Source organism: Acidimicrobiales bacterium (assembly GCA_035630295.1).
Lineage (GTDB): Bacteria > Actinomycetota > Acidimicrobiia > Acidimicrobiales > Iamiaceae > Iamia.
This window is the reverse complement of the sequence record DASQKY010000032.1, coordinates 41,066-64,166: the sequence shown is the minus strand read 5'-3', so window position 1 is coordinate 64,166 and position 23,101 is coordinate 41,066. Positions and strand designations below refer to the sequence as shown.

Genomic DNA, 23,101 nt, shown 5'->3' with positions numbered 1-23,101 from the left:
GCTGGCGCGCGCCACGGTCGGCGGGAGGCGCCGACCGTGGAGGAACCCTCCACCTCGACGTGAGGTAAAGGGTTATGTAAAGTTCTGGTGAGGGTCGAGACTCTACGCACAGCGGCCATCCCTGGTCAAGGCCGGTGCGCTGGGCACCCGGACGTCGATCCGCCCCTGCCGGCCCAGGCCGGCGCTGTCCCGCACCGCGGTGGCGGCCAGGACCTTGCCCTCCAGGTCGGTGGTGTCCCCGACCACCACGCACGGCCCGGCCCGCAGGTCGAGCACGATGCCGTCGTCGCTGCGGCGGATGGTGGCCAGGTCGTCCCGCGCGGCCCGGGGCACGTCGCCGAGAGCGGCCAGGAGGGCCCGGTCGGGCCCGTCCAACCTGGTGCCCGGGGCGCCGTCGGCCCGCCCGGCCACCCCCACCAGGCCCGGGGGCCGGGTCGGGCCCACGGCCAGGATCCGGCCGGTGGCGTCCACGGTGGCCCACCCCGAGCCGTGGGCGGCGGCGGCCACGGCCCGGCGCTCGACCAGGACCACCCGGACGGTGCCCGGCCACAGGCGCTGGACCCGGGCGTCGGCCACCCACGGCAGGGCCTCGACGCGCCGAGCGGCGGCCCCCGGGTCGAGGTCGAGCAGGGGCGAGCCGGTCCCCTCCCCCAGGGCGCCCAGGACGTCCACGTCGGGGGTCCGCTCCCCGCCGGAGACCTGGACGCGGTCGATGTCGAAGAGGGGGCTGCGCAGGGCCACCAGGGCCCACACCCCGGCGCACACGGCGCCGAGCAGGACGTTGAGGCGGCGTCGGCGTCGGCGCCCCTGGTCGCGGGCCACCTCCACCCGGCGGGCCCGGATGCGGGGGTGGGGCGGGGCCGGGGCCGGGGCCGGCGGCGCCGGGCGCGAGCGCTCGCGGACGGTCACGGCGTCGCCTCCCCCGGCCACGAGAAGCCGACCAGGCGGGTCTCCGGGTGCAGGCGGATGCCCTGGGCCCCCTCGACCCGGCGGGCCACCTCGACCATCAGGGCGAACACGTCGGCGGCCCGGCCCCCGGTGTCGGCCTGGATGAAGTTGGCGTGCTTGGGCGAGACCTCGGCCGTGCCCAGGCGCAGGCCCCGGGCCCCGGCCGCCTCGACCAGGCGCCCGGCCGAGTCGCCCTCGGGGTTGGTGAACACCGAGCCGGCGTTGGGACCGCCGGGCTGGTGCTCGCGCCGCCAGCGCACGATCTCGGAGATGGCGGACTGGGCCGCCACCCGGTCGCCCCGCACCAGGTCGATCTGGGCCTCGACCACCACCTGCGACGGCGTCACCGACGAGGACCGGTAACCGAGCTCCAACGCGGCGGCGGGCAGCGTGGCGGGCACCGCCCCATCCTCCCCCGCGGCGAGCTCCACCACGCGGATGCTCCGCAGCGTGGCTGCCATGTCCGAGCCGTGCCCGCCGGCGTTCATGCGCACCGCGCCGCCCACCGAGCCGGGCACGCCCACGGCCCACTCGAACCCGGTCAGCCCCGCCCCGGCGGCCCGGCGGGCCACCACCGGCAGGCTGGCCGCCCCGCCGGCCCGGACGGTCAGCCCCTCGACCGACACGGTGGCGAAGCCCTCGCCCAAGACCACGGCGATGCCGGGGAAGCCCTCGTCGGCCACCAGCAGGTTGGAGCCCCGGCCCACCACCAGGGTGGGCAGCCCGCTGGCTTCCACCGCGGCGGCCACCCGGGCCAGATCGGCGTGGTCACGGGCCTCCACGCCCAGCGCCGCGGCCCCGCCCACCCGGTAGGTGGTGAGGGCGCCCAGGCCCATGCCGGGCCGGGCCCGCGAGCCGAGGGCGGCGGTGGCCCGGGCCACCGCCGCCGGCTCCGCCCCGGCCGGCCCGGTGGGCTCGGTGGCCGTCACCCGGCCCCCATCCGGGCCAGGAGCTCGTCCGGCAGCCCGGTGATGTCGCCCGCCCCCAGGGTGAGGCACAGGTCGCCGTCGCCCAGCTCGCCCTCCAGGAAGGCCAGCAGGTCGTCGCGCTCGGGCACGAACACCACCGGCAGGCCGGGGCGCTCGGCGGCCACCGCGTCGGCCACCAGCTGGCCGGTGACCCCGGGGCGGGGCCGCTCCCCGGCCCCGTCGACGTCGGCCACCACCACCAGGTCGGCGCCGTCGAACGACGACCCGAAGTCGCGCCAGAGGTCCTCGGTCCGGGAGAAGCGGTGGGGTTGGAACACCACCACCACCCGGCCCCACCCGCCCTGGGCCGCGGTGCCCACCACCGCCGCCACCTTGCCCGGGTTGTGGGCGTAGTCGTCGACGAAGGTGGCGCCCCGGGCCGTGCCCCGGAACTGGTAGCGGCGGGCCACGCCGGCGTAGCGCCCGAGGGCGGTGGTGGCGTCCTCGAAGCGGGCCCCGACCTGCAGGGAGGCCACCAGGGCGGCGGTGGCGTTGCGGGCGTTGTGGAGGCCGGGGATGGGCAGCTCGACGGTGCCCAGTCGCCGGCCGTCCTCCTCCACCGCGAAGCGGGTCCCCACCCGGTCGACGGCCACGTCGACGATTCGGTGGCCGGCCCCCGCCGCGGTGCCGTAGGTGAGGGTGCCGTGCCGGGCGGCCAGGGCGGCGGCGTGGGGCTCGTCCACGCAGACCACCGCGGTGCGGGCGCCGGCCACGAAGCGGTCGAAGGCGGCCTCGATGGCGGCCAGGTCGCCGTAGTGGTCGAGGTGGTCGGCCTCGACGTTGGTGACCACGGCCAGCTCGGTGTCCAGCTCGGTGAAGGTCCCGTCGCTCTCGTCGGCCTCGACCACGAACAGCTCGCCGGTGTCCCACACCGCGCCGGTGCCGATCTCGTTCACGTCGCCACCCACGATGAACGACGGCGCCAGGCCCGCCTCCACCAGGATCAGGGCCAGCATCGTGGTGGTGGTGGTCTTCCCGTGGGTGCCGGAGACCGAGAGGGTGCGCCGGACCCGGGTCACCGCGGCCAGCACGTCGGCCCGGCGCAGCACCGGCAGGCCGGCCGCCCTGGCCGCCACCACCTCGGGGTTGGACTCCGGGATGGCCGTCGAGGTGGCCACCAGCTGGGCCCCGGCCACGTGGGCGGCGTGGTGGCCGACCTGCACCTCCACCCCCTGGGCCCGGAGGCGGTCGAGGCCGGGCGAGGGCTTGAGGTCCGAGCCCGACACCCGGTGGCCGAGGGAGGCCAGCACCGAGGCGATGGCCCGCATGCCGGCGCCGCCCACCCCCACCACGTGGATGCGCAGGGGAGGGCCGTCGAGGCGGAGGGGGGCGACCGGGTCAGCCACCGGCCACCTCCTGGACCAGGGCCGCGGCCCGCGCCGCGGCGTCCAGGCGGGCCTGGCCGGCCATGGCCGCGGCCATGGCCGCCCGGCGGCCCGGGTCGTCGACCACGGGGCCCAGCTCGGCCTCCAGGCGGTCCTCGTCCAGCTCCTCGTCGCGCACCAGCACCGCCCCCCCGGCGGCCACCAGGACGCCGGCGTTGGCGGCCTGGTGGTCGCGGGTGGCGATGGGCAGCGGGACCATCAGCGCCGGCACCCCGAAGGCGGCCAGCTCGGTGCAGGTGCCGGCCCCGGCCCGGGTCACGGCCACGTCGGCGGCGGCCAGGGCCACCGCCATGCGGTCCTCGTAGGGCACCACGTCCAGGTGCAAGGCGCCCGGGCGGCGACCGGCCAGGGCCGCGGCCACCTCGTCGTGGTCGCGCCGGCCGGTCACCAGCCGGATGGCCACGTCGGCCCGGTCGGCCCACCGCTCGGCCAGGGCCACCACGGCCCGGTTGACCCGCTGGGACCCCAGCGAACCGGTGGTCACCAGCACCACGGTGCGGTCCAGGGGCAGGCCGAGGGTGGCCCGGGCCCGGTCGCGCACCCCGTCGCCGTCGGGGCCCCGGCGAGCGGTGGCCGCCGCCACCAGCTCGGCCCCCAGGGGGTTGCCGGTGACGGTGGCCCGGGGCAGGTCGGTGCCCGGGAACGACACCGCGCTGGCCCGGGCGAAGCGGGCCAGGCGCCGGTTGACCGCCCCGGCCCGGACGTTCTGCTCCACCAGCACCAGCGGCACCCGGGCCCGGACGGCCCCGAAGGCGCAGGCGAAGGCGGCGTGGCCGCCCAGCGACACCACCACGTCGGGGCGGCGGCGGCGCACGATGGCCGCCCCCTGCCGGGTGGCCCGCAGCAGGGCCAGGCCGGCCCGGGCCATGGCCGGGCCGGGGCGCCGGGGCAGGCCCCGGCCCGGCAGCTCGTCGAGGGTGAAGCCGGCGGCCGGCACCATGGCCGCCTCGACCCCCCGGTCCGAGCCCACGAAGTGGATGGCGTCGCGGGGCACGCCCCGCTCCACCAGGGCCGCGGCCAGGGCCAGGCCGGGGACGAGGTGCCCGGCCGTGCCCCCTCCGGCGATCAGCACCCGGGTGGGGGCCCCGGTCATCGGTCGGCGGCCGCCGGCCGCGGCCCCGCCGACCGGGGGTGCCGGGCGATGTTGAGCAGCATGCCCACGGCCACCATGGTGACCAGCAGGGAGGTGCCGCCGTAGGAGATGAAGGGCAGCGGCACCCCGGTGTTGGGCACCAGGCCCAGGACCACGGCGATGTTGAGGAAGGCCTGGGCCACCAGCCAGGTGGTGATGCCGGTGGCCACCAGGGCGCTGAAGCGGTCGGCGGCCCGGGTGGCGGCCCGGACCCCGAGGAAGGCCAGGGCCACGAACAGCAGGACCACCGACAGGGCGCCGAGCAGGCCCAGCTCCTCGCCGATGATGGCGAAGATGAAGTCGGTGTGGGCGTAGGGCAGGTACCCGTACTTGGCCTTGGACTGGCCCAGGCCCAGGCCGATGAGGCCGCCGTCGCTCAGGCCCACGCCGGCCTGGATGAGCTGGTAGCCGCTGTCGGACTTGTTGGCCCACGGGTCGAAGGTGGCGAACAGGCGGCGGCGCCGGTAGGGCTCGAACCACACCAGCAGCCCGGCGGCCACCACGGCCAGGGCCCCCAGGCCGGCCAGGGGCACCATGCGGACCCCGGCGCCGTGGAGCATGGCCAGCACGATCACGCCGATGACCAGCGTGGTGCCCAGGTTGGGCTGGAGCAGGACCAGCATGGACACGCCGCCCAGCACGCCCACCACCGGCCACAGCGTGCGCCGGGGGTCGTGGACCTCGGTGCTGCGCCGGGCCAGGAGGTCGGCGCAGAACAGGATGACGGCGATCTTGGCCAGCTCCGAGGGCTGGAGCTGGACCGAGCCGGCCCCCAGCCAGCGCCGGGCCCCGTTGGCCGAGATCCCGACGCCGGGCACCAGCACCAGCACCAGCAGGCCGACCACGGCCAGCAGGCCCACCCGGCACCAGCGCCGCCAGCTCCGGCGGTCGCTGCGCAGGGCCACGATGAGCCCGGCCGTGCCCAGCAGGGCCCACAGGCCCTGGCGCACGGCGTAGGACCAGGTGGACGACGTGGTCTCCAGCGACGCCACCGACGAGGCCGAGAGCACCATGACCAGGCCCAGGAACACCAGCACGACCACCAGCACCAGCAGGGCGGTGAAGGTGCCGGTGCGCTCCCCGTCCAGGGCCAGGGTCAGGCGGGGGCGGGATCGGCGGGCGGGGACGGTGGCGGTGGCGGTGGTCACGGGGTCGTCTCCCGGGCGGGGGGGGCGGGGGACGGGGCGGGCACGCCCAGGGCGGCCACGGCGCGGGCGAAGTCGTCGCCCCGCTCGGCGTAGCCCCGGTAGCGGTCGAAGGAGGCGCAGGCCGGGGACAGCACCACGGCGTCGCCGGGCCGGGCCAGGTCGCGGGCCGCCGCCACCGCGGCGTCCATGTCGTCGGCCCGGGCCACGGGCCGGAGGCCGGCGAAGGCGGCTGCCACCTCGTCGGCCGCCTCGCCCATTGCCACCACGGCCCGGACGTGGCCGGCCGCGCCGGCCAGGTCCCCCAGGTCCAGGCCCTTGTTGCGGCCCCCGGCCAACAGCACCACCGAGGCGAAGCCGGCCACCGCAGCCAGGGTGGCGTGGGGGGCGGTGGCCTTGGAGTCGTCGTACCAGGCCACGCCGTCCCCGACGCCGACCAACTGCACGCGGTGGGCCAAGCCGGTGAAGGCCCGCAGGGCGTCGGCCGCCCCGGCCAGGGTGGCGCCCGCGGCCCGGGCGGTGGCCGCGGCGGCCAGGGCGTTGGCCCGGTCGTGGGGCAGGTCCCGGTGGAGCTCGTCCCGCCGGGCCAGCACCTCGCCCTCCGGGGTGCGCAGGCTGTCGCCGTCCACCCACCAGTGGCCGGTCCCGGCCGGGGGCGGGCCCAGCCCGAAGGTCTCCACCCGGGGCAGGCCGGCGGCGTGGGCCACGACCACGGGGTCGTCGCGGTTGGCCACGGCCAGCTGGCCGGGGCCGAAGCCCCGCCACAGGTTGGCCTTGGCCGCCTCGTAGCGATCCAGGCTGGTGTGGACGTCCTGGTGGTCGGGGCTGAAGTTGAGCCAGCAGCCGGCCACCGGGGCGAACCGGCGCAGCGGGGCCAGGCGGAACGACGAGGCCTCGACCACGAACACCTCGGGCCCCGGGTCGTCGATGGCCTCGACCAGCGGGACCTCGGTGTTGCCGGCCTCCACCGCAGCCACCCCGGAGGCCCGGAGCATGGCCGTGACCAGGGTGGTGACCGTGGTCTTGCCGTCGGTGCCGGTGATGGCCACCGCCGGCCTCGGGTCCCAGGCCGCGGCCAGGTCCAGCTCGCCCACCACCGGCACCCCGGCGGCGGCCGCCGCCGCGAAGGCCGGGTGGGCCTCGGGCAGGCCGGGGGCCGGCACCAGGGCCGCGGCCCCGGCCAGCAGGGCGGCCAGGGTGGCGCCGTCGGGGGCGGCGGCCAGGGGGGCGTCCAGCTCGGAGGCCAGGGCCCGGGCCTCGGGGCCCGGCGCGTCGTCGGCCAGGGCCACGACGTGGCCCCGGCGGGCCAGGGCCCGGGCCACGGCCCGGCCGGTCACGCCCAGGCCCATGACCACCGCCGGGCGGGCGGGGTCGAGCAGGTCGGAGGGTGGGGCGCCGGTCACTGGCCGGTGAGGTGGATGTAGTCGGCCAGGTACAGGCCCACGGCGATGGCCGTGGACAGGCCGGCCAGGATCCAGAACCGCACGATGATGGTGGTCTCGGGCCAGCCCGCGATCTCGTAGTGGTGGTGGATGGGGGCCATCCGGAACAGCCGGCGCTTGAACAGCCGGAAGCTGGCCACCTGCACGATCACCGAGGCGGTCTCGAACACGAACAGGCCACCGATGATGGGCAGCAGCAGGTGGGTGCTGAGCAGGAGGGCCAGGCCGGCCAGGCCGCCGCCGATGGCCAGGGCGCCGGTGTCGCCCATGAAGATGCGGGCCGGGGTGGCGTTCCACCACAGGAAGCCGGTGGTCGCCCCGACCAGGGCGGCGGCCACCACGGCCAGGTCGAGGGCGTGGGGGATCTGGTAGTCGGCCAGGACCCCGGCCTGGCCGGCGTTGCGGAAGGCCCAGAAGGCGATGAAGGTGAAGGCGGCGAAGCCGAAGATGGCCGAGCCGCCGGCCAGGCCGTCGAGCCCGTCGGTCAGGTTGACGGCGTTGGTGCAGCCCACGATGAGCAGCACGGCCCAGCCGCACCACAGCCACGGGCCCATGTCGAGGGAGGCGAAGCTGTCGAAGCGGGTGAACGACAGGGTGGTGTGGACCGGCGTGAGGTGCACGGCGGCCACGGCGAAGGCCACGGCCACGCTGAGCAGGCCGATGCTCTTGGCCGCCTTGGACAGCCCCAGGTTCCGCTCCTGGGAGACCTTGATCCAGTCGTCGAGGCCGCCCACCACCCCGGCCGCCACCACCAGGGCCACCAGCAGGATGCCGGAGCGGGTGAAGGCCAGGCCGGGCCGGGTGTGGGCCACGGCGTAGCCCAGCACGGTGCCGACCACGATGGCGATGCCGCCCATGGTGGGCGTGCCCGCCTTCTTGGTGTGGGCGTCGGGGACGTCCTCGTGGATGGGCTGGCCGATCCCGCGCCGGCGCAGCCCCACGATGAGGAAGCGGGTGCCGACCAGCGAGCTGGCCAGGGCGATGCCGGCCGCCATGAGGAGGGCGATCACGACGCCCCCCCGAGGAGGGCCCGGGCCACCTCTCGGTCGTCGAAGGGCAGCACCCGGTCCCCCACCACCTGGGTCGTCTCGTGGCCCTTGCCGGCGATCAGCACCACGTCGCCGGGCCGGGCCTCGGCCAGGGCCAGGGCGATGGCCGAGCGGCGGTCGGGCTCGACGGTGAGGTCGGTCGCGGGGGGGATGCCAGCACGCACGGCCTCGATGATCGCACCTGGGTCCTCCGATCTCGGGTTATCCGAGGTGAGCACGACCCGATCGGCGGTGGCCGCCGCCGCCCCCATGAGGGGCCGCTTGGCCGTGTCGCGGTCGCCGCCGCAGCCGAAGACGACCAGGAGCCGGCCCTCGGTGAGGGGCCGGAGGGCGTCGACCACCTGCCCCAGCCCGTCCGGGGTGTGGGCGTAGTCGACGAGGACGGTGAAGGGCTGGCCGGCCTCGACCGGCTCCAACCGGCCCGGCACCACCGGGGCCGCCGACAGGCCGGAGGCCACGTCGGCCGGCGCCAGCCCGGCGGCCACGGCCACCTCGGCCGCCACCAGGGCGTTGCGGACGTTGAAGGCCCCGGCCAGGGGCAGGTGCACGGGGCGGCCCCGCCACGTGAACCGGGCGCCCCGGGCCTCGAGCACCAGGTCCTCGGCATCGGCCAGGGACACGCCCAGGGTGGGCACCTGGGCGCTGTCGCGCAGCAGCCGGCCGTGGGCCGAGTCGGTGCACACCACGGCCCGGTCGGCCAGCTCGGGGGTGAAGAGCCGGGCCTTGGCCGCGAAGTAGGCCTCCATGGTCCGGTGGTGGTCGAGGTGGTCAGGGCTGAGGTTGGTGAAGGCCGCCACCGCGAAGCGGGTGCCGTCCACCCGGTGCTGGTCGAGAGCGTGGGACGACACCTCCATGGCCACCGCCTCGCGCCCCTCGGCCCGGGCCGCGGCCAAGCTCTCCTGGAGGGCGGGGGCCTCGGGCGTGGTGCGGGCCCCGGTGAGGGTGCCGATGGTGGTGGCCGGCACCCCGGCGGCGTCCAGGACGGCGGCCAGCAGGTGGACGACGGTGGTCTTGCCGTTGGTGCCGGTCACGCCGAGCACGGCCAGGTCCCGCGACGGGTCGCCGGCCACCGCCGCGGCCACCGGGCCCAGGGCCCGCCGCACCGACGGCACCTGCACCTCGGGCACGCCCAGCCCCAGGGGGCGTTCGACCAGGAGGGCCGCCGCCCCGGCCGCCACCGCGGCGGGGGCGTGGTCGTGGCCGTCGGCGTGGGCGCCGGGGATGCAGGCGAACAGGCTGCCGGGGGCCACCGCCCGCGAGTCGTGGGCGGTGGCGGTGACCTCCGCCTCGGGATCGCCGTCCAGCGCCACCGGGCCGTCGGCCGCGGCCCCGGCCACGGCCAGGACGGTGCGGAGGGAGGTCGGCGGAGGGGACGGGGGGGCGGCCACGCTCAGCCGCCGTCGGGGTCGCCGCCGTCGCCGGGATCGACGCCGGCCGCGTCCTCCTCCCGGGCTGCGCCCTCGTCGGGAGCGGCGCCGGAGGAGGGGATGCGGGTGTCGCCGATGCCCTGGGCCGACTCCGACATGGTGGGCACCGCCACCGTGCCGCCGCCCACGGCCGGCGGGATGTCCAAGCGGCGCAGGGCCAGGCGGGCCAGGTCGGAGAAGGCGGGGGCGGCCACGTCGCCGGCGTAGATGGACCGGCCGGGGTCGGGCTCGTCAACCACCACGATGACGGACAGGTCGGGGTTCTCGGCCGGCAGCAGGCCGGCGAAGGTGGCGATGTAGTGCATGGCGCCGTCCTCGTCCTCGTAGCCGCCGTTGGGCTGGGGCTTGCGTGCCGTGCCGGTCTTGCCGGCCACCGTGTAGCCGGGCACGGCGGCGTCCTGGCCGGTGCCCCGCTCGACCACCTCGGCCATCATGGCCCGCACCGCCGCGGCGGTGGTGGGCGACACCACCTGGACCGGCTCCGGCGAGGGCACCGGCTCGGGCGTGCCGTCGGGCCGGGTGACGGCCCGGACCAGGCGGGGCGGGACGTAGGTGCCGTCGTTGGCCAGCACGTTGTAGGCCTGGAGCATCTGCAGGGCGGTGACCGAGATGCCCTGCCCGATGGGGATGGAGCCGATGGCCGTGCTCTGCTGGGCCCACTCGTCCCCGGGCAGCATCAGCCCGGCCGACTCGGCCGGGAAGCCCAGCCCGGTGCGGGAGCCGAAGCCGAAGCGCCGGAGGTAGCGGTCCATCCGGTCCCCGCCCAGCTGCTGGGCCAGCATGATCGTGCCGATGTTGGACGAGGTGGCCAGGATGTCGGTGACCGACCACGAGGTGGTGGGGTGGGGGTGGGAGTCGGTGAACCGGTGGTCCCCGACCTCCAGCTCGTCGGGCACCGAGAGCATGGTCTCGGGGGTGACCAGGCCCTCCTCCAGGGCGGCGGCCACGGTGATGACCTTGTTGACCGACCCGGGCTCGTAGACGGTGGTGAGGGCCAGGTTGTTGGTGGTGGGCACGTAGCCGGCGCCGCCCTCGTCCTGCTCCAGGTTGGCCAGGGCCAGGATCTCGCCGGTGGAGGGGCGGGACACGATGGCGGTGCCGCCGTGGGCCCCGGCCCGGCCCAGGTGGTCGGCCAGGGTCTGCTCGGTCTCGTACTGGAGGCCCCGGTCCAGGGTGAGGGTGATGTCGGCCCCGGGGCGGGCGGCGATGACCCGCCGGGTGCTGCCGGCGATGGCCCCGCCCCCCTCGACCTTGGCCTTCTCGTAGGTGATCTCGCCCTCCCGGCCGGTGAGGAGGTCGTCGTACTGGGCCTCCAGGCCGGAGATGCCCTGGGAGCCGTCCACGCTGACCGAGCCGACCAGCGACTGGGCCAGGGTGTCGTTGGGCCGGAAGCGCTGGTACTCCGCCACGAAGCTGATGCCGGCGATGTCCAGGGCCTCGACCCGGTCGGCCACCGCGTCGGGCAGGGTGTGGGCCAGCATGGCGAAGCGCCCCGGGCCCGAGACCTTCTCCTCCAGCTCGCGGCGCGGAACCTCCAGCAGCGGGGCGAGCCGGGCGGCCACCGCGGCCGGGTCGTGGATGAGGCTGGGGTCGGCGAACACCGAGCGCCGGGGCAGCGACAGGGAGAAGTGGTGGCCGTTGCGGTCGAGCAGCGAGCCCCGCCCGGCCGGCAGGGTGGCCACCGCGATGCGCTGTTGGAGGCCCTGGGCCACCCAGCGGTCGGGGTTGCGGACCTGGACGTCGACCAGCTTGGCCGCCACCACCCCGAACAGGAGCACGCTCACCACCGGCAGCGCCAGCAGCCGCCGGCGGGTGGCCCGCGGCGGGGGCGGCGCGCCGGCGCCCCTCCCCGCCCGCTCCCCCCGGCCCGGCACCAGGCGACGGGCCGCAGCCGGCGTCGTCCGACGGGACTCGGGGGGACGGGTGGAACGGGGGGAGGTGCGGGAACGGGGAGCCGGCGCCGGGCGGGCCGGCGCGGGCCGGGGCGAGGTGGAGCGGGACGAGGTGGAGCGGGACGAGGTTGAGCGGGCGGGCCGGGGGCTCGGCCGGCGCCGGCCGGAGGCCGCGGGGCCGCCGGCCCGCTGCGCCCGGTAGGCGTCGAAGGCCCCGGTGACCGGGCGGTCGCTCATCCGGCCCCGGCCGAGGAGCCGTCGTCGGTGGGCGTGTCCTCGGTGGCGGTGCCGTCCGAAGCGGTGCCGTCCGTGGCCGTGCCATCCGAAGCGGTGCCATCCGAGGCCGTGTCGTCCGAGGCCGTGCCGTCCGAAGCGGTGCCGTCCGTGGCCGTGCCATCGGTGGCGGTGCCATCCGTGGCGGTGCCATCCGTGGCGGTGCCATCGGTGGCCGTGCCATCGGTGTCGGTGGCCTCCTCGGTCACCGGGCGGGAGGCGGAGCTGGCCTCGACGGTGCCGTCGGGGTTCCGTGTCAGCCACGTCACCACGTCGGGGTCGACCATGCCGTCGCCCTCGGCCTCCTGCACCACCCGGGCCGGCGACTCCAGCTCGGCCACGTCGAGGCGGCGGGCCTGGTTGGCCTGCTCGGCGTCCCGGATGCGCTCCTCCAGGCGGTCGACCTCGCGCTGGCCCGAGACCAGCATGGTGTGCAGCACGGCGGTGCCCAGCAGGGCGCCGCCCACCACCAGCAGCACCACCACGGCCAGGGCGCCGCCCCGCCGGGGCCGGGCCACGGGGACGATGCGCAGGTCCGGGCGGCGCGGCCGCTCCGGGGCGGGCCGGGACGGGACGGGACGGGACGGGCGGACCGGCAGGGGCCGGGCCGTGGCCGCGCCGGAGCGGGCCGGCACGGCCCGGGTGGCGGTCACGGCCGGTCCTCCCCACCCGGGGGCGGGAGGGCCTCCACGGCCCGCAGGCGGGCGCTGGTCGAGCGGGGGTTGGCCGCCACCTCGGCCGGGTCGGCCACCCAGGGCTTGCGGCGCAGCAGGCGGACGGTGGGCTCGAAGCCGCAGGCGCAGGGCAGCCCGGGCGGGCAGGTGCAGCCGTCCTCGGCCGCGGCCCGGAAGCGGGTCTTGACCATCCGGTCCTCGAGCGAGTGGAAGGAGATGACGGCCAGGCGGCCGCCGGGCACCAGGGCGGCCATGGCCACGTCGAGGGTGCGGTCCAGCGTGCCCAGCTCGTCGTTGACCAGGATGCGGAGGGTCTGGAACACCCGCTTGGCCGGGTCGCCGGAGCGGCGCCGGGCGGCCGGGACGGCGTCGCGGACCACGGCGGCCAGCTGGGCCGTGGTCCGGGGCTCGGCGTCGACCACGGCTCGGGCGATGCGGCGGGCGTGGGGCTCGTCGCCGAGCTGGCGCAGGGCCCGGACCAGGGCGTCCTCGTCCAGGTCGGCCAGCAGGTCGGCGGCCGTGCGGCCCCGGGAGCGGTCCATGCGCATGTCGAGCGGCCCGTCCCGGTCGGAGCGGTAGCTGAAGCCCCGCTCGGCCCGGTCGACCTGGGGTGACGACACGCCCAGGTCGGCCAGCACGGCGGTGACGTCGTCGATGCCGAGCTCGGACAGGACCTCCGGCAGCGCGTCGGAGCGGGCGTGGCGCAGCGCCACCCGGTCGCCGAAGCGGGCCAGGGCGGCGGCCGCCTGCTCCAGGGCCTCGGCGTCCTGGTCGAGGCCGAGGAGGCGGAGGCCGGGGTGGGCCTCCAGGAGGAGGGCGGCGTGGCCGCCCAGGCCCAGGGTGCAGTCGACGTAGGTGCCGGCCGGAGCGGCGCCCAGCACCGAGACCACGGCCTCGGCCAGCACCGGGACGTGGTCCCAGCCGGCGACCGGGGCGGAGGGGGGCGACATGGTGAGGGCCATCGCCTCTCAGAGCCCCAGGTCCGGCCGGGGGTCCGGGTGGTCGAGGTCCGGCAGGTAGGTGCCCTGCACCGCGGTGAGGGTGGCCAGGTGGTCGGCCCGCTCGTCCAGCTCGTCGGGGGTCACCACCGCCGGCCACAGCTCCACGCGCCGGCCGTGGCCGACGAAGCGGACCTCGTCGGTGATGCCGACCTGGGACCGCACCTCCTCGGGGAGGACGAGGCGGCCCTGGATGTCGAGGCGGATCTCGGCCGTGGAGCTCCAGAGGGTGCGGAGGACGCCGTCGATGTCGGGCTCGCCCCGGTCGGCCAGCTGGCGGGCGGTGTGGGCCCGGTAGCGGTCGAACTCCCCGGGGCCCATGGCGGCCAGGCACGTCCCCCGCCACGGCGTGAGGTAGCCCCCGGCGGCGAAGGCGGCGCGGAACGGGGCCGGCATGACCACCCGGGACTTGCTGTCGATGCCGTTCGTGTAGCGCCCGCACAGGCGCAGCGCCGTGTCGACCGGCGCGGCCGCGACGTCCCCCTCCTCGGCACCCGTGTCGGTCATCAGCCCCATGGGCGCCGACCCTACGCCCCCCACTGTGGGCGGTCAACCCACTTCATGGCTTAGATCAGGGATTTCCTTCCCCTTAGTGGTCAATTGTGGGCAGCCGCCAGGGAAACACATGTTCGTCCTCGCTGTCAAGGGGCGGGCGGGAGGGCGGCGGCGAAGGCGGCCAGCAGGGCCTCGCCGGGAGCCGTGACCGGCGCGGCCCGGCCCTCCAGGTCGGCGGCCGCGGCCTCGCGCTCGGCCGGGGCCAGGGCCAGGAGGGCCACCAGGTCGGCCGGAGCCCAGCGCAGCAGGGCGGCGCACTGGAAGCGGGCGCCGGCCCGGGTCCGGCGCTGGGCCACGCCCACCACCTTGCGCCCCCCCACCGTCACCTCACCGGGACCCAGGCCCCCGAAGCAGGCCAGCCGCGACCACGGCGTGGCCACCAGGGCCCCCCGGTGCACCCGGCCCTCCCCGGCGCCCACCGCGGCCAGGGCCCGGGCCCAGGCCTCGCCCACCCACTGGGCCGCCCGCCCCACGTCGTCGTCCCACAGGGGGTCCTGGGGCGGCACCACCACGTCGACCCACACCACCCCACCGGGCTCCACCAGCACCGCCCCTCCCCCGCTGCGCCGCCGGACCACGTCCACCCCGGCCGCCGCGGCCGCCCTCGTGTCCACCGTCGCCGCCGGCTGGGTGCTCCCCAGCACCAGCGCCGGGCCCGTGGCCTCCTGGACCCACAGCCGGCGACCGCCCCCGGCCTCGACCTCGGCGGCGTGAAGGGTGCCGGCCGGCGCCAGCCGGTGCTCGACCCGCCACCCCCGGGGGGTGTCGGGGATCACCGGGACCGGTGCCAGGTGGCCACCGCGAGCTCCGCCAGGCGCTCGGGGTCGGGCGCCGGGACCAGCCCGGGCCCGGGGTGCACCGCCACCCGGCCGCGTGGGGCCGGGCCGGGGGCCGGGGCCACCACGTCCGCGGTGAACAGCAGGTGGGTCGAGCCCAGGAGGGCGGGGCCGGCCACCGCCGGCAGGGCGGCCACGGCCCGGGCCGCGGCCCGGCCCACACCGCTCTCCAGCATCCCGCCGGCGTGGACGCCCCACCCCGCGGCCGCGGCCCGGACCACCAGGGCGGCCGCCGCCTCCACGCCGCCGGCCCGGGCCGGCTTCACGGTCAGGATGGCCCCCGCCCCCAGGGCCACGGCCGCCTCCAGGGCGCCCGGGCCGGTCACGGCCTCGTCCAGGGCCACCGGCGCGTCGAGGGCCCGGGACAGGCGGGCCGACCCGACCAGGTCCTCGGCGGGGAGGGGTTGCTCGACGAAGGCCGGCCCCAGCCGGTCCAGGGCCCGGAGCTCGTCGATGTCGTCCTCGGTGAAGCTGCCGTTGGCGTCCACGGCCACGGCCACGCCGGGGGCGGCGTCGCGGGCCGCGGCCAGGGGCACCGCCGCCCACCCGGGCCGGACCTTCACCACCACCAGCGAGGCCCCGGCGGCCACCGCCCCGGCGGCGGCGGCGGCCACCCGGTCGGGGTCGTCGTCCAGGCCCACGGCGACGCCGAAGGCCACCGTGGGGGCCAGGGGCCCGAGGGCGGACGCCGGCCCCTCCCCCGCCTGCCGGAGCCGCAGGTCCAGCAGGGCGTCACGGACCGCCCCGCTGGCCATGGGATGGCCGGGCACCCCGTCCGCGCCCCGCCCGGCCAGGACGGCGGGGCCCAGCAGCCGGCTCAGCACCCACCACGCCCCGTCGATCCACTCCGGGGCGTAGCCGGGCACCGACAGGGCCGGGCACTCGCCCCACCCCACCACCCCGTCGTCGTCGGTGACGCCCACCAGGACCACCTCGCGCCCGTCCTCCCGCCCGTGGGCGGCGACGTGGGGCGCCCGCAACGGGAGGCGCACGCGGTGCAGGGTCACGGCCACGGGGGGCGGCCCGGTGCCGCTCATGCGGCCTGGAGGTACGGCTCCCACAGCGGGGGGACGGGACCGGCCGCCACTGTGACCCAGGCGCTGCGGCGGGGCGGGCCGGGCAGGGCGGCCAGGCGCAGGGTGGTGTCGGCCAGCAGGCGGCTGCCCTTGCGGAGGTTGCAGGGCCGGCAGGCGGCCACCACGTTCTCCCAGGTGTGGGTGCCGCCCCGGCTCCGGGGCATGACGTGGTCGATGGTCTCGGCCCGGGACCCGCAGTACTGGCAGGCGTGGCCGTCGCGGGCCAGCACCCCCCGGCGGCTGAGGGGGATGGTCCGCTGGTAGGGCACCCGCACCAGCGTGCGGAGGCGGACCACCGACGGCACCGGCAGGACCAGGCGGGCCGAGTGGAGCACCTCGTCGCTCTCGTGGACCAGCTCGGCCCGCTCGGCCAGGACCAGCAGGGCGGCCCGCCGCCCGGCCACGACGCTCAGGGGCTCGTAGGTGACGTTCAGCACCAGCGCCCGGATCATGGGCGGCGACGCTACCCCCGCCGGGAGCGGCCCGCCGCTCGGGTTCAGGGGGCGACGGCCCCGCCGCGCCGGCGCCGGAGCCGGAGGGCCACGGCGCCCAGCACGGCCACCGCCACCCCGGTCAGGACCAGGGGCAGCACCGCGCCGCCACCGGAGCCACCGTCGTCGCCGGAGCCCGGGCCGGGGAGGGGCGACGAGGCGGCGATGGCGTCGCCCGCCGCCTCGTCCTCGGGGTCGGCCGGGCCGCGGCCCGACCCCTCGCCCTCCGCCGCGGTGGTCGAGGACCCCGCGGCGGTGGTCGAGGAGGACGACGAGGCCCCGGGACCGCCGGGCCGGGGGGCGGTGGCCCCCGGCGAGCCGGGGGCGGAGGGGTCGATCGGGTCGTCGGCACCGGTGCCGCCCGGGCCGGAGGGGGGCCCTCCCCCGCCGGTCCCGCCGGTCGCCGGCCCGCCGGTCCCGCCGACGCCACCGGTCCCGCCGGCACCACCGCCCCCGCCGCCGCCGGTCGCCCCGGAGCCGCCCCCGGGCGGGGGCGGAGGGGGAGGCGGTGGGGTGGGCAGGGTGTCGTCGCCGTCGCTGTCGCACGCCGCCGGGCGGGCCCCGGGCCAGGTGCGGCTGTGGCCGAAGTGCCAGGCCTCGATCGAGCCGCCCGGGGGGACGGTGGAGCCGGCGCCCACCGTGGAGTACTGCCAGCACCGGTAGTAGGTCCAGGAGTCGGGGGACGCGCAGGTCAGGCACCTCGGCCCGGTCTGGCAGCCGACCTGCTGGCCGGAGGAGGGGTCGGTGATGGCGCACACCGCGGCCTGCCCCCCCACCGTGCCGTAGCCGGAGAGGACGGCGCCGAAGCCGGCTCGCTGGAGCACGTCGATGCCCGACCCGCCGGCGGCGGCGCAGCGCGCCACCCGGCCCCCCGGGAAGGACACCACCACCAGCACCTGGCCCACGGACACCTCGCCCTCGGCGGTGGTGCAGGTGGCGGCCCGGGGCTGTGGGTCCTGCGCCCCGGCGGGGGACGGGGGCCCCGACACCAGGCCGGCCAGCACCACGGCGACGGCCACCGTGGCCGCGACCGTGCGGCCGGAGCGGGACCGGGACCGGCAGGCCATGTCAGGCGGGGGCCCGGGTGGCGGCCACGTACTCGGCCGAGCCGGCGATGAGCAGCACCAGGGCCTCGGGGCTGCGGCCCCGCTGGAAGAGGCGCACCCAGAAGGCGCGGCCGCTCGGATCGCTGCGGCGGCGCAGCAGGTCCCGGTAGAACCCGTCGACCATGACGCCCAGGGCCTCGTCGGTGCGCAGCAAGGTGCGGGCCACCGCGGCCCGGCTCCGGCCGGCCTCGAGCTGGCCGCGCAGCCAGGCCAACGCCCCGTCGTCGCCGGTGCGGCCCAGCACGTCGCGGTAGAGGGCCGAGACCCAGGCCGCGGCGGAGGGGGGCGTCGGGTCCTCGACCGCGCCCTCGTAGTACTCCTGGCTGCCCAGGATGGCGGCGGCCCGGTCCAGGCGCCGGCCGGCCAGGACGCCCGGCGCCCCGGCGGCCCGCTCGGCCGGCGAGGCGGGGCGGTCCAGGTAGGCCCGGTACATCTCGTCGACCACCCGGCGGCCGTACTCCGGCGTGCCGGTGAGGCGCTGGGACACCCGGGCGGGGTCGATCCCGGCATCGAGGAGCCCGACCCAGAACTGGGCCCCGGCCTGGTCGCTGAAGCGGCCCAGCAGGTCCACGTAGTGGGCGTTGACCAGGCGGCGACTGTCCCCGGGGCTGGCGGTCGAGCAGCCGGCGCCGGCGTAGGGCCAGGGCCCCTCCGCGGCCACCAGGGCCTGGACGGTCTGGGCGGTGCCGAAGGTGTTGCGGCTGGGGCCGTCGCTGGGGCTGGCGACGGAGCCGTCGCCGGCCTGGCGACGCAGGAGCGAGACCGAGGGCGACCGGTAGCGCACGCCGGTGAAGCGGCCGTCGGCCCGGTCCCGCCAGCACGGCGTCTCCGGATCGGAGCCCAGGGTGACCGCGGCCAGCATGGCCTGGGCCGTGGAGTTGGGGTTGCCGTCGTCGAAGGGCGAGGCCCACTCGCCGTTCCACCCCTGGGCCCGGCCCAGGGCCAGGACGGCGCCGCGCACGGTCGGGTCGGTGGCGGGCCGGCCGGCCAGGGTCAGGGCCATGATCACCGACGCCGTCAGGTCGGGATCGATGTCGCTCCCCCCGGGCAGGCCCGAGTAGTCGAAGCTGCCGTTGGCCTGCTGGGCCCCGTCGATGAGGGCCAGGAGGGGGGCCGGGACCGGCTCGCCCAGCGTGGCCAGGGCCCAGGCCACGTAGACCTGCCCGTTGAAGGCCAGGTTCGGGTACGAGCCGTCGCCGGCCCCCGAGCGCACCAGGGCCAGGAGGTCGACGGGGGCGGCGCTGTCGCCCGAGGGGTCGAAGTCGCCGGTGTCGAGGCCCAGGGGCACCACGTCGAGGGCGATGACCTTGGCCGCCTGGGTCGGCGACGTCGGCGTGTCGACCAGGTCGTCGAGGGCGTCGAGGGCGTCGAGGCCCCCGGGGGTGGCCACGGCCTGGACCGCGGCCAGGGCCTCGGCCTCGCTCCACCCCGGCCCGCTCTGGCCGGCGGCGGCCAGGGCCAGCACGACGTCAGGGGTCTCGAAGCCGGGGAACCCGGCGCCGTCGAAGCCCCCGTCGGCCTGCTGCTGGGTCTCCAGCCAGGCCACCGCGGCCTCGACTGCGTCGCTGGCCCGGGGGCGGGGGGCCGTCGGGGCGGCCCCGGCGCCGAGCGGGCCGAGGAGGGAGGGAAGGGCGAGGGTGGCGGTCAAGCCGGCCGTCGCCAAGAGACGGGTGCGCATGCGCGGGAACCTCCTGTGCCCCCACGTTCCACGAGGGGCGGTCGGGCCGCGGGTGCGGCCGGGAACAGGCCCGGACGGGGTGTCCGGCGGCAGGGCGGGTCTCCTGGCTCACGGTCCGAGGACCGCTTACAGCTGCGGGTCAGCGCCGGACTCTCACCGGACTTCCCCCGTCGCCCCGGGTTGTCTGGTCCCGGGTCTCGACCGACCGCAACATCCGGGTTGCGGCCGACCTCTGCTGGCTGCGTACCGTACGCACGGGGTCCGCTCCGGTCAAAGACCGCAGGAGGTGGCACGTGACCAGCCCCCTCCACTCCGTCACCTGGCTCGTGTGGGCCATCGCCGTCACCGTCTCGCTACAGCTGGCCCCCAACCCGCTGCTGGTGGCCATCGTGCTGGCCACGGTGTGGGTCGTGGTCGAGGCCCACCGCCGGCCCGGCTCCCTGGCCCGGGCCTTCCCGGTGCTGGTCACCGTGGCCGTGGCCTTCGGCGCCCTCCGGGTGGTGCTCATCGGCCTGACCACGCCGCTGGCCACCGGCGCCCAGGGCGGGCTGGTCCACCTGCCCCGGCTCACGCTGCCCACCGCCCTGGGGGGCTTCTCGGTGGGGGGCGTGGTGTCCGAGGCGGTGGTGCTCCAGACCGCCATCGACAGCCTCCTGGTGGTCGGGATCATCGCCGGGTTCGGGGCCTTCAACGCCGTGGCCTCGCACCACGAGCTGCTGGCCGTGGCCCCCCGGGCCTTCCACGAGCCGGGCCTGGTCCTCACCGTGGCCCTGGCCTTCGTGCCCTCCACGCTGGAGGCCGCGGCCGCCGCCCGCGACGCCGACCGGGCCCGCACCGGCGGGGCCCGCGTCCGGCGGGGGCGGGCCGTCCGCCTGGCCCTGCCTGTGCTGGAGACGGGCCTGGAACGGGCCGTCCGCTTGGCCGAGTCGATGGACTCCCGGGGCTACGGGCGGACCCGGGCCACGGCCTCGGACCGGGCCACCGCCCTGCTCGGCGGCCTGGCCCTGCTGGGCCTGGGGGGCTCGGTGGTGGCCCTGGTGGGCCGGGCCCCGACGGTGGCCGCGGCCCTGGCCGGGGGCGGGGTGGTGGCCCTGGTCGCCGCGGTGGTGGCCAGCGGCCGCTCCGCCCCCACCCGCTACCGGCGGCGCCCCCTGCGCCGGCTGGACGCCGCGGTGAGCGCCGCTGTGCTGGCCGTGCCGGTGGTGCTGGGGGCCTGCAGCGCCGCCGGTGTCGACCTGGCCTGGGACCCGGCGGTGCTGCCGTTCCGGGCTCCCGGCCTCCCGCTGCTGCCCGCCGCCGCCCTGCTCGGCCTGGCCGCGCCGGCCCTGGTCCGCAGCCCCACCCCCGGGTCCCCGCCCCGATGACCGGCGACGTGGCCTGGGAGGGCGTCGGGTTCGCCTACCCCGACGGGCCGCCGGTGCTGGCCGGGATCGACCTGGCCGTGGCCGGGGGCGAGGTGGTGGTGGTGGTGGGCGACAGCGGCTCGGGCAAGAGCACCCTGCTGCGGACGGTGAACCGCCTGGTCCCCCGGGCCAGCGGGGGCCGGTTCCGGGGCCGGGTCGTGGTCAGCGGGCGCGACGTGACCGCGGCCCGGCCCCGGGACCTGGCCGGCACCGTGGGCTTCGTGCACCAGGACCCCGAGGCCCACGTGGTGGTGGACGAGGTCGAGCACGACGTGGCCTTCGTGCTGGAGAACCTGGGCATGCCCGAGGCCGAGATGCGACGGCGGGTCGAGGAGGTGCTCGACGCGGTGGGCATCGCCGCCCTGCGGCACCGGTCCCCGTCCACCCTCTCGGGGGGCGAGCGCCAGCGCAGCGCGGTGGCCGGGGCCCTGGCCGCCGCCCCCGCCGTGCTGGTCCTGGACGAGCCCACCTCCATGCTCGACCCCCAGGGCGCCGACGACGTCCTGGCCGCGGTGGCCCGGCTGGCCGACGACCTGGGCACCACCGTGGTCATGGCCGAGCACCGGCTGGAGCGGGCCGGGCCCATGGCCGACCGGGCGGTGGTGGTGGCCGACGGCCGGATCACCGCCCAGGGGGCGCCCGGTGCGGTGCTGGCCGACCACCCGGGGGCCCCGCCCGTGGCCCACCTGGGCCGGCTCCTGGGCTGGGACCCGGTGCCCCTGACCGTGCGCGACGCCCGGCGGCGGGCCCGCGACACCCCGCTCCCGGCGCCGGTGGCCGAGCGGGCCCCCACCGGCCCGGGCTCGGTGGCGGCCCCCGCCCCGGGCCCGGTCCGGCTGCGGGCCCGGGGCCTGGCCGTGGGCCACGCCGGCCACCCCCCCGTGCTGGCCGGGGTGGACCTGGAGCTGCGGGCCGGCGAGGTGGTGGCCCTGCTGGGCCGCAACGGGGCCGGCAAGACCACGCTGCTGCGGGCCCTGGCCGGCCTGGCCGCCCCCGGGGCCGGGACCGTCGAGCGGTCGGGCCGGGTGGCGCTGGTGCCCCAGGACCCGAGCAGCCTGCTGTTCGCGGCGACGGTGCGGGCCGAGGTGGCCGAGACCACCCGCCTGCTGCGCCGCCCGCCCGACGGCGTCGACGCCTGGCTGGACCGGCTGGGGCTGGCCGGGCTGGCCGACCGGCACCCCCGCAGCCTCTCCACCGGCGAGCGCCAGCGGGTGGCGGTGGCCGCGGTGGCCGCCGGCGGGGCCGAGGTGCTCCTCCTCGACGAGCCCACCCGGGGCATCGACGCCGCCTCCCGGGCCGCCCTGGAGCGGGCCGTCACCGGCCACGCCGCCGCCGGGGGCACCGTGGTGGTGGCCACTCACGACGTCGAGCTGGCCGCCCGCTGCGCCACCCGAGCCGTGGTCCTGGGCGGGGGCGAGGTGGTGGCCGACGGGCCGGCCCGCGACGTGCTCGCCGGTTCGCTGTTCGCCCCCCAGGTGCTCCGGGTCCTGCCCCCCCACCTGACCGTGGCCGAGGTCGAGGCCACCCTGGCCGCGGCGGCCGCTCCGGGGGGGCGCCCGTGACCCGCCCGCTGCTGGCCGTCCGGGCCTCGTACGGCGCGGCCAGCGTGGTCGGGCTGGGCGCCTTCCTCTACCCGTTCTGGCTGCCGGCCGACGCCCCGCTGGCCACCGCCCACGCCTCCGACGCCCCGCTGCTGGCCGGCGTGGTGGGAGCCCTGGCCGTCACCGCGGTCATGGTCGAGCTCCGGGCCGGGACCATGGCCGGGGCCGATGTGGCCCTGCTGGGGGTGCTCTCGGCCATGGGCGGCCTGCTGCGCCTGCTCGACCTGCCCGGGGGCGGGAGCGGCATCTTCTTCCTGGTCCTGCTGGCCGCGGCCGCCTTCGGGCCCCGGTTCGGCTTCCTCCTGGGCCTCTTCTCCATGGCCCTGAGCGCGGTGATCACCGGGGGGATCGGCCCGTGGCTGCCGTTCCAGATGCTGGTGCTGGCCTGGCTGGCGGCGGGCACCGGGGCCGTGGGCCGCCTCACCCGCCGCCTGCCCCCGGCGGTGGAGGTGGCGGTGCTGGCCGCGGTGTCGTGGCTGGCCGGCTTCGCCTACGGGGCGATCATCAACCTGTGGTCGTGGCCCCTGACCCCGGGCGACGGGCCCCTCCAGTGGCGTCCCGGCCTGGGCCTGGGCGACACCCTCGAACACTACTGGTCGTTCTACGTGGCCACGTCGCTGGCCTGGGACGCGGCCGGCGCCACCGCCAACGTGGTGGCCGTGGCCGTGCTGGGCCGGCCGGTGCTGCGGTCGCTGCGGCGCTTCGCCCACCGCCTCGACCCGGTGACCGTGCTCGACGACCCCCGGGCCGGCGACGACCCGGTCAGCGCCGGGCTCGGGGCCAGGCCCGGCACCACCGCAGCCACGTGACCAGGTCGCCGGCCGCGGGGCGGGCCCGCTCGGCCCCGTAGGCCGTCTCCAGTCGGAACCGCAGCCACGGCGCCGCCGCCCGGGGGCCCCGCCACCAGCGTCGGGGGGCGTGGCGGGCCACGGCGCCGGCCGCCGCCGCCCACAGCCAGGGACGGCGGGCCACGGCGCCCACCACCCGGCGGGTGGGCTCCGGGGGCGGGGGCACGGGGCCAG

21 protein-coding genes and 1 riboswitch are annotated in these 23,101 nt (G+C 78.1%); of the genes, 3 read left to right on the top strand and 18 right to left on the bottom strand.

Features of this window, described 5'->3' with window-relative positions; genetic code table 11:
- Window positions 1-102: 102 nt before the first annotated feature.
- From VEW93_08590 to VEW93_08510, 17 genes are all read right to left on the bottom strand, one after another.
- On the bottom strand, window positions 103-909 hold the full coding sequence (locus VEW93_08590; protein HYI61846.1) for an FtsQ-type POTRA domain-containing protein: 807 nt from the start codon (window positions 907-909) through the stop codon (window positions 103-105).
- Window positions 906-1,877: a UDP-N-acetylmuramate dehydrogenase gene (gene murB / locus VEW93_08585; protein ID HYI61845.1), complete on the bottom strand. Its 972-nt coding sequence runs from the start codon at window positions 1,875-1,877 to the stop codon at window positions 906-908. The genes VEW93_08590 and murB overlap by 4 nt, the downstream gene beginning before the upstream one ends.
- Window positions 1,874-3,262 carry a UDP-N-acetylmuramate--L-alanine ligase gene (gene murC / locus VEW93_08580; protein HYI61844.1) on the bottom strand — a complete coding sequence of 463 codons (1,389 nt, stop codon included), beginning with the start codon at window positions 3,260-3,262 and terminating at the stop codon, window positions 1,874-1,876. Before murC ends, murB begins: the two co-directional genes overlap by 4 nt.
- Window positions 3,255-4,394 carry a glycosyltransferase gene (locus VEW93_08575; GenBank protein HYI61843.1) on the bottom strand — a complete coding sequence of 380 codons (1,140 nt, stop codon included), beginning with the start codon at window positions 4,392-4,394 and terminating at the stop codon, window positions 3,255-3,257. Before VEW93_08575 ends, murC begins: the two co-directional genes overlap by 8 nt.
- Window positions 4,391-5,581, bottom strand: coding sequence for a putative lipid II flippase FtsW (ftsW, locus tag VEW93_08570; protein HYI61842.1), 1,191 nt, complete (start codon window positions 5,579-5,581; stop codon window positions 4,391-4,393). Before ftsW ends, VEW93_08575 begins: the two co-directional genes overlap by 4 nt.
- Window positions 5,578-6,981: a UDP-N-acetylmuramoyl-L-alanine--D-glutamate ligase gene (gene murD / locus VEW93_08565; GenBank protein ID HYI61841.1), complete on the bottom strand. Its 1,404-nt coding sequence runs from the start codon at window positions 6,979-6,981 to the stop codon at window positions 5,578-5,580. The genes ftsW and murD overlap by 4 nt, the downstream gene beginning before the upstream one ends.
- Window positions 6,978-8,030 carry a phospho-N-acetylmuramoyl-pentapeptide-transferase gene (gene mraY / locus VEW93_08560; protein ID HYI61840.1) on the bottom strand — a complete coding sequence of 351 codons (1,053 nt, stop codon included), beginning with the start codon at window positions 8,028-8,030 and terminating at the stop codon, window positions 6,978-6,980. Before mraY ends, murD begins: the two co-directional genes overlap by 4 nt.
- Complete coding sequence (locus VEW93_08555) at window positions 8,027-9,457, bottom strand: UDP-N-acetylmuramoyl-L-alanyl-D-glutamate--2,6-diaminopimelate ligase (GenBank protein HYI61839.1); 1,431 nt, start codon at window positions 9,455-9,457, stop codon at window positions 8,027-8,029. The genes mraY and VEW93_08555 overlap by 4 nt, the downstream gene beginning before the upstream one ends.
- Before the next feature lie 2 nt (window positions 9,458-9,459).
- Entirely contained in the window at window positions 9,460-11,625 is a 2,166-nt protein-coding gene (locus VEW93_08550) for a penicillin-binding protein 2 (protein ID HYI61838.1), read from the bottom strand.
- Window positions 11,622-12,314, bottom strand: a complete 693-nt coding sequence (locus VEW93_08545; GenBank protein HYI61837.1) for a hypothetical protein — start codon at window positions 12,312-12,314, stop codon at window positions 11,622-11,624. Before VEW93_08545 ends, VEW93_08550 begins: the two co-directional genes overlap by 4 nt.
- Window positions 12,311-13,285: a 16S rRNA (cytosine(1402)-N(4))-methyltransferase RsmH gene (gene rsmH, locus VEW93_08540; GenBank protein HYI61836.1), complete on the bottom strand. Its 975-nt coding sequence runs from the start codon at window positions 13,283-13,285 to the stop codon at window positions 12,311-12,313. Before rsmH ends, VEW93_08545 begins: the two co-directional genes overlap by 4 nt.
- A gap of 18 nt (window positions 13,286-13,303) precedes the next feature.
- On the bottom strand, window positions 13,304-13,840 hold the full coding sequence (locus tag VEW93_08535) for a hypothetical protein (GenBank protein ID HYI61835.1): 537 nt from the start codon (window positions 13,838-13,840) through the stop codon (window positions 13,304-13,306).
- A gap of 134 nt (window positions 13,841-13,974) precedes the next feature.
- A complete protein-coding gene (locus VEW93_08530; protein HYI61834.1) occupies window positions 13,975-14,664 on the bottom strand; it encodes a hypothetical protein in 690 nt (229 codons plus the stop codon).
- Window positions 14,661-15,761 (bottom strand): enolase C-terminal domain-like protein, encoded by a 1,101-nt coding sequence (locus VEW93_08525; protein ID HYI61833.1) that lies wholly within the window; start codon window positions 15,759-15,761, stop codon window positions 14,661-14,663. Before VEW93_08525 ends, VEW93_08530 begins: the two co-directional genes overlap by 4 nt.
- Complete coding sequence (locus tag VEW93_08520; protein ID HYI61832.1) at window positions 15,758-16,252, bottom strand: HNH endonuclease; 495 nt, start codon at window positions 16,250-16,252, stop codon at window positions 15,758-15,760. Before VEW93_08520 ends, VEW93_08525 begins: the two co-directional genes overlap by 4 nt.
- A gap of 44 nt (window positions 16,253-16,296) precedes the next feature.
- Window positions 16,297-17,310, bottom strand: a complete 1,014-nt coding sequence (locus VEW93_08515) for a hypothetical protein (GenBank protein HYI61831.1) — start codon at window positions 17,308-17,310, stop codon at window positions 16,297-16,299.
- A 49-nt stretch (window positions 17,311-17,359) separates the two neighbouring features.
- A complete protein-coding gene (locus tag VEW93_08510; GenBank protein ID HYI61830.1) occupies window positions 17,360-19,075 on the bottom strand; it encodes a DUF4214 domain-containing protein in 1,716 nt (571 codons plus the stop codon).
- A gap of 96 nt (window positions 19,076-19,171) precedes the next feature.
- Window positions 19,172-19,243, bottom strand: a riboswitch (cobalamin riboswitch).
- Window positions 19,244-19,368: 125 nt separating this feature from the next.
- Here VEW93_08510 and VEW93_08505 point away from each other — a divergent pair.
- The 3 genes from VEW93_08505 to VEW93_08495 are packed head-to-tail and all read left to right on the top strand — an operon-like array spanning window position 19,369 to window position 22,888.
- Complete coding sequence (locus VEW93_08505) at window positions 19,369-20,439, top strand: hypothetical protein (protein ID HYI61829.1); 1,071 nt, start codon at window positions 19,369-19,371, stop codon at window positions 20,437-20,439.
- Entirely contained in the window at window positions 20,436-22,040 is a 1,605-nt protein-coding gene (locus VEW93_08500; GenBank protein ID HYI61828.1) for an ATP-binding cassette domain-containing protein, read from the top strand. Before VEW93_08505 ends, VEW93_08500 begins: the two co-directional genes overlap by 4 nt.
- On the top strand, window positions 22,037-22,888 hold the full coding sequence (locus VEW93_08495; protein ID HYI61827.1) for an ECF transporter S component: 852 nt from the start codon (window positions 22,037-22,039) through the stop codon (window positions 22,886-22,888). Before VEW93_08500 ends, VEW93_08495 begins: the two co-directional genes overlap by 4 nt.
- Here the strand turns inward: VEW93_08495 and VEW93_08490 are convergent.
- Window positions 22,842-23,093 carry a hypothetical protein gene (locus tag VEW93_08490; protein HYI61826.1) on the bottom strand — a complete coding sequence of 84 codons (252 nt, stop codon included), beginning with the start codon at window positions 23,091-23,093 and terminating at the stop codon, window positions 22,842-22,844. The genes VEW93_08495 and VEW93_08490 overlap by 47 nt on opposite strands.
- Window positions 23,094-23,101 lie beyond the last annotated feature (8 nt).

Coding starts and splice junctions, on each gene's coding strand:
- VEW93_08575 (HYI61843.1), bottom strand. CDS start 4,394: ATGACCGGGGCCCCCACCCGGGTGCTGATCGCCGGAGGGGGCACGGCC.
- VEW93_08550 (HYI61838.1), bottom strand. CDS start 11,625: ATGAGCGACCGCCCGGTCACCGGGGCCTTCGACGCCTACCGGGCGCAG.
- rsmH (HYI61836.1), bottom strand. CDS start 13,285: ATGTCGCCCCCCTCCGCCCCGGTCGCCGGCTGGGACCACGTCCCGGTG.
- VEW93_08535 (HYI61835.1), bottom strand. CDS start 13,840: ATGACCGACACGGGTGCCGAGGAGGGGGACGTCGCGGCCGCGCCGGTC.
- VEW93_08525 (HYI61833.1), bottom strand. CDS start 15,761: ATGAGCGGCACCGGGCCGCCCCCCGTGGCCGTGACCCTGCACCGCGTG.
- VEW93_08520 (HYI61832.1), bottom strand. CDS start 16,252: ATGATCCGGGCGCTGGTGCTGAACGTCACCTACGAGCCCCTGAGCGTC.
- VEW93_08510 (HYI61830.1), bottom strand. CDS start 19,075: ATGCGCACCCGTCTCTTGGCGACGGCCGGCTTGACCGCCACCCTCGCC.
- VEW93_08500 (HYI61828.1), top strand. CDS start 20,436: ATGACCGGCGACGTGGCCTGGGAGGGCGTCGGGTTCGCCTACCCCGAC.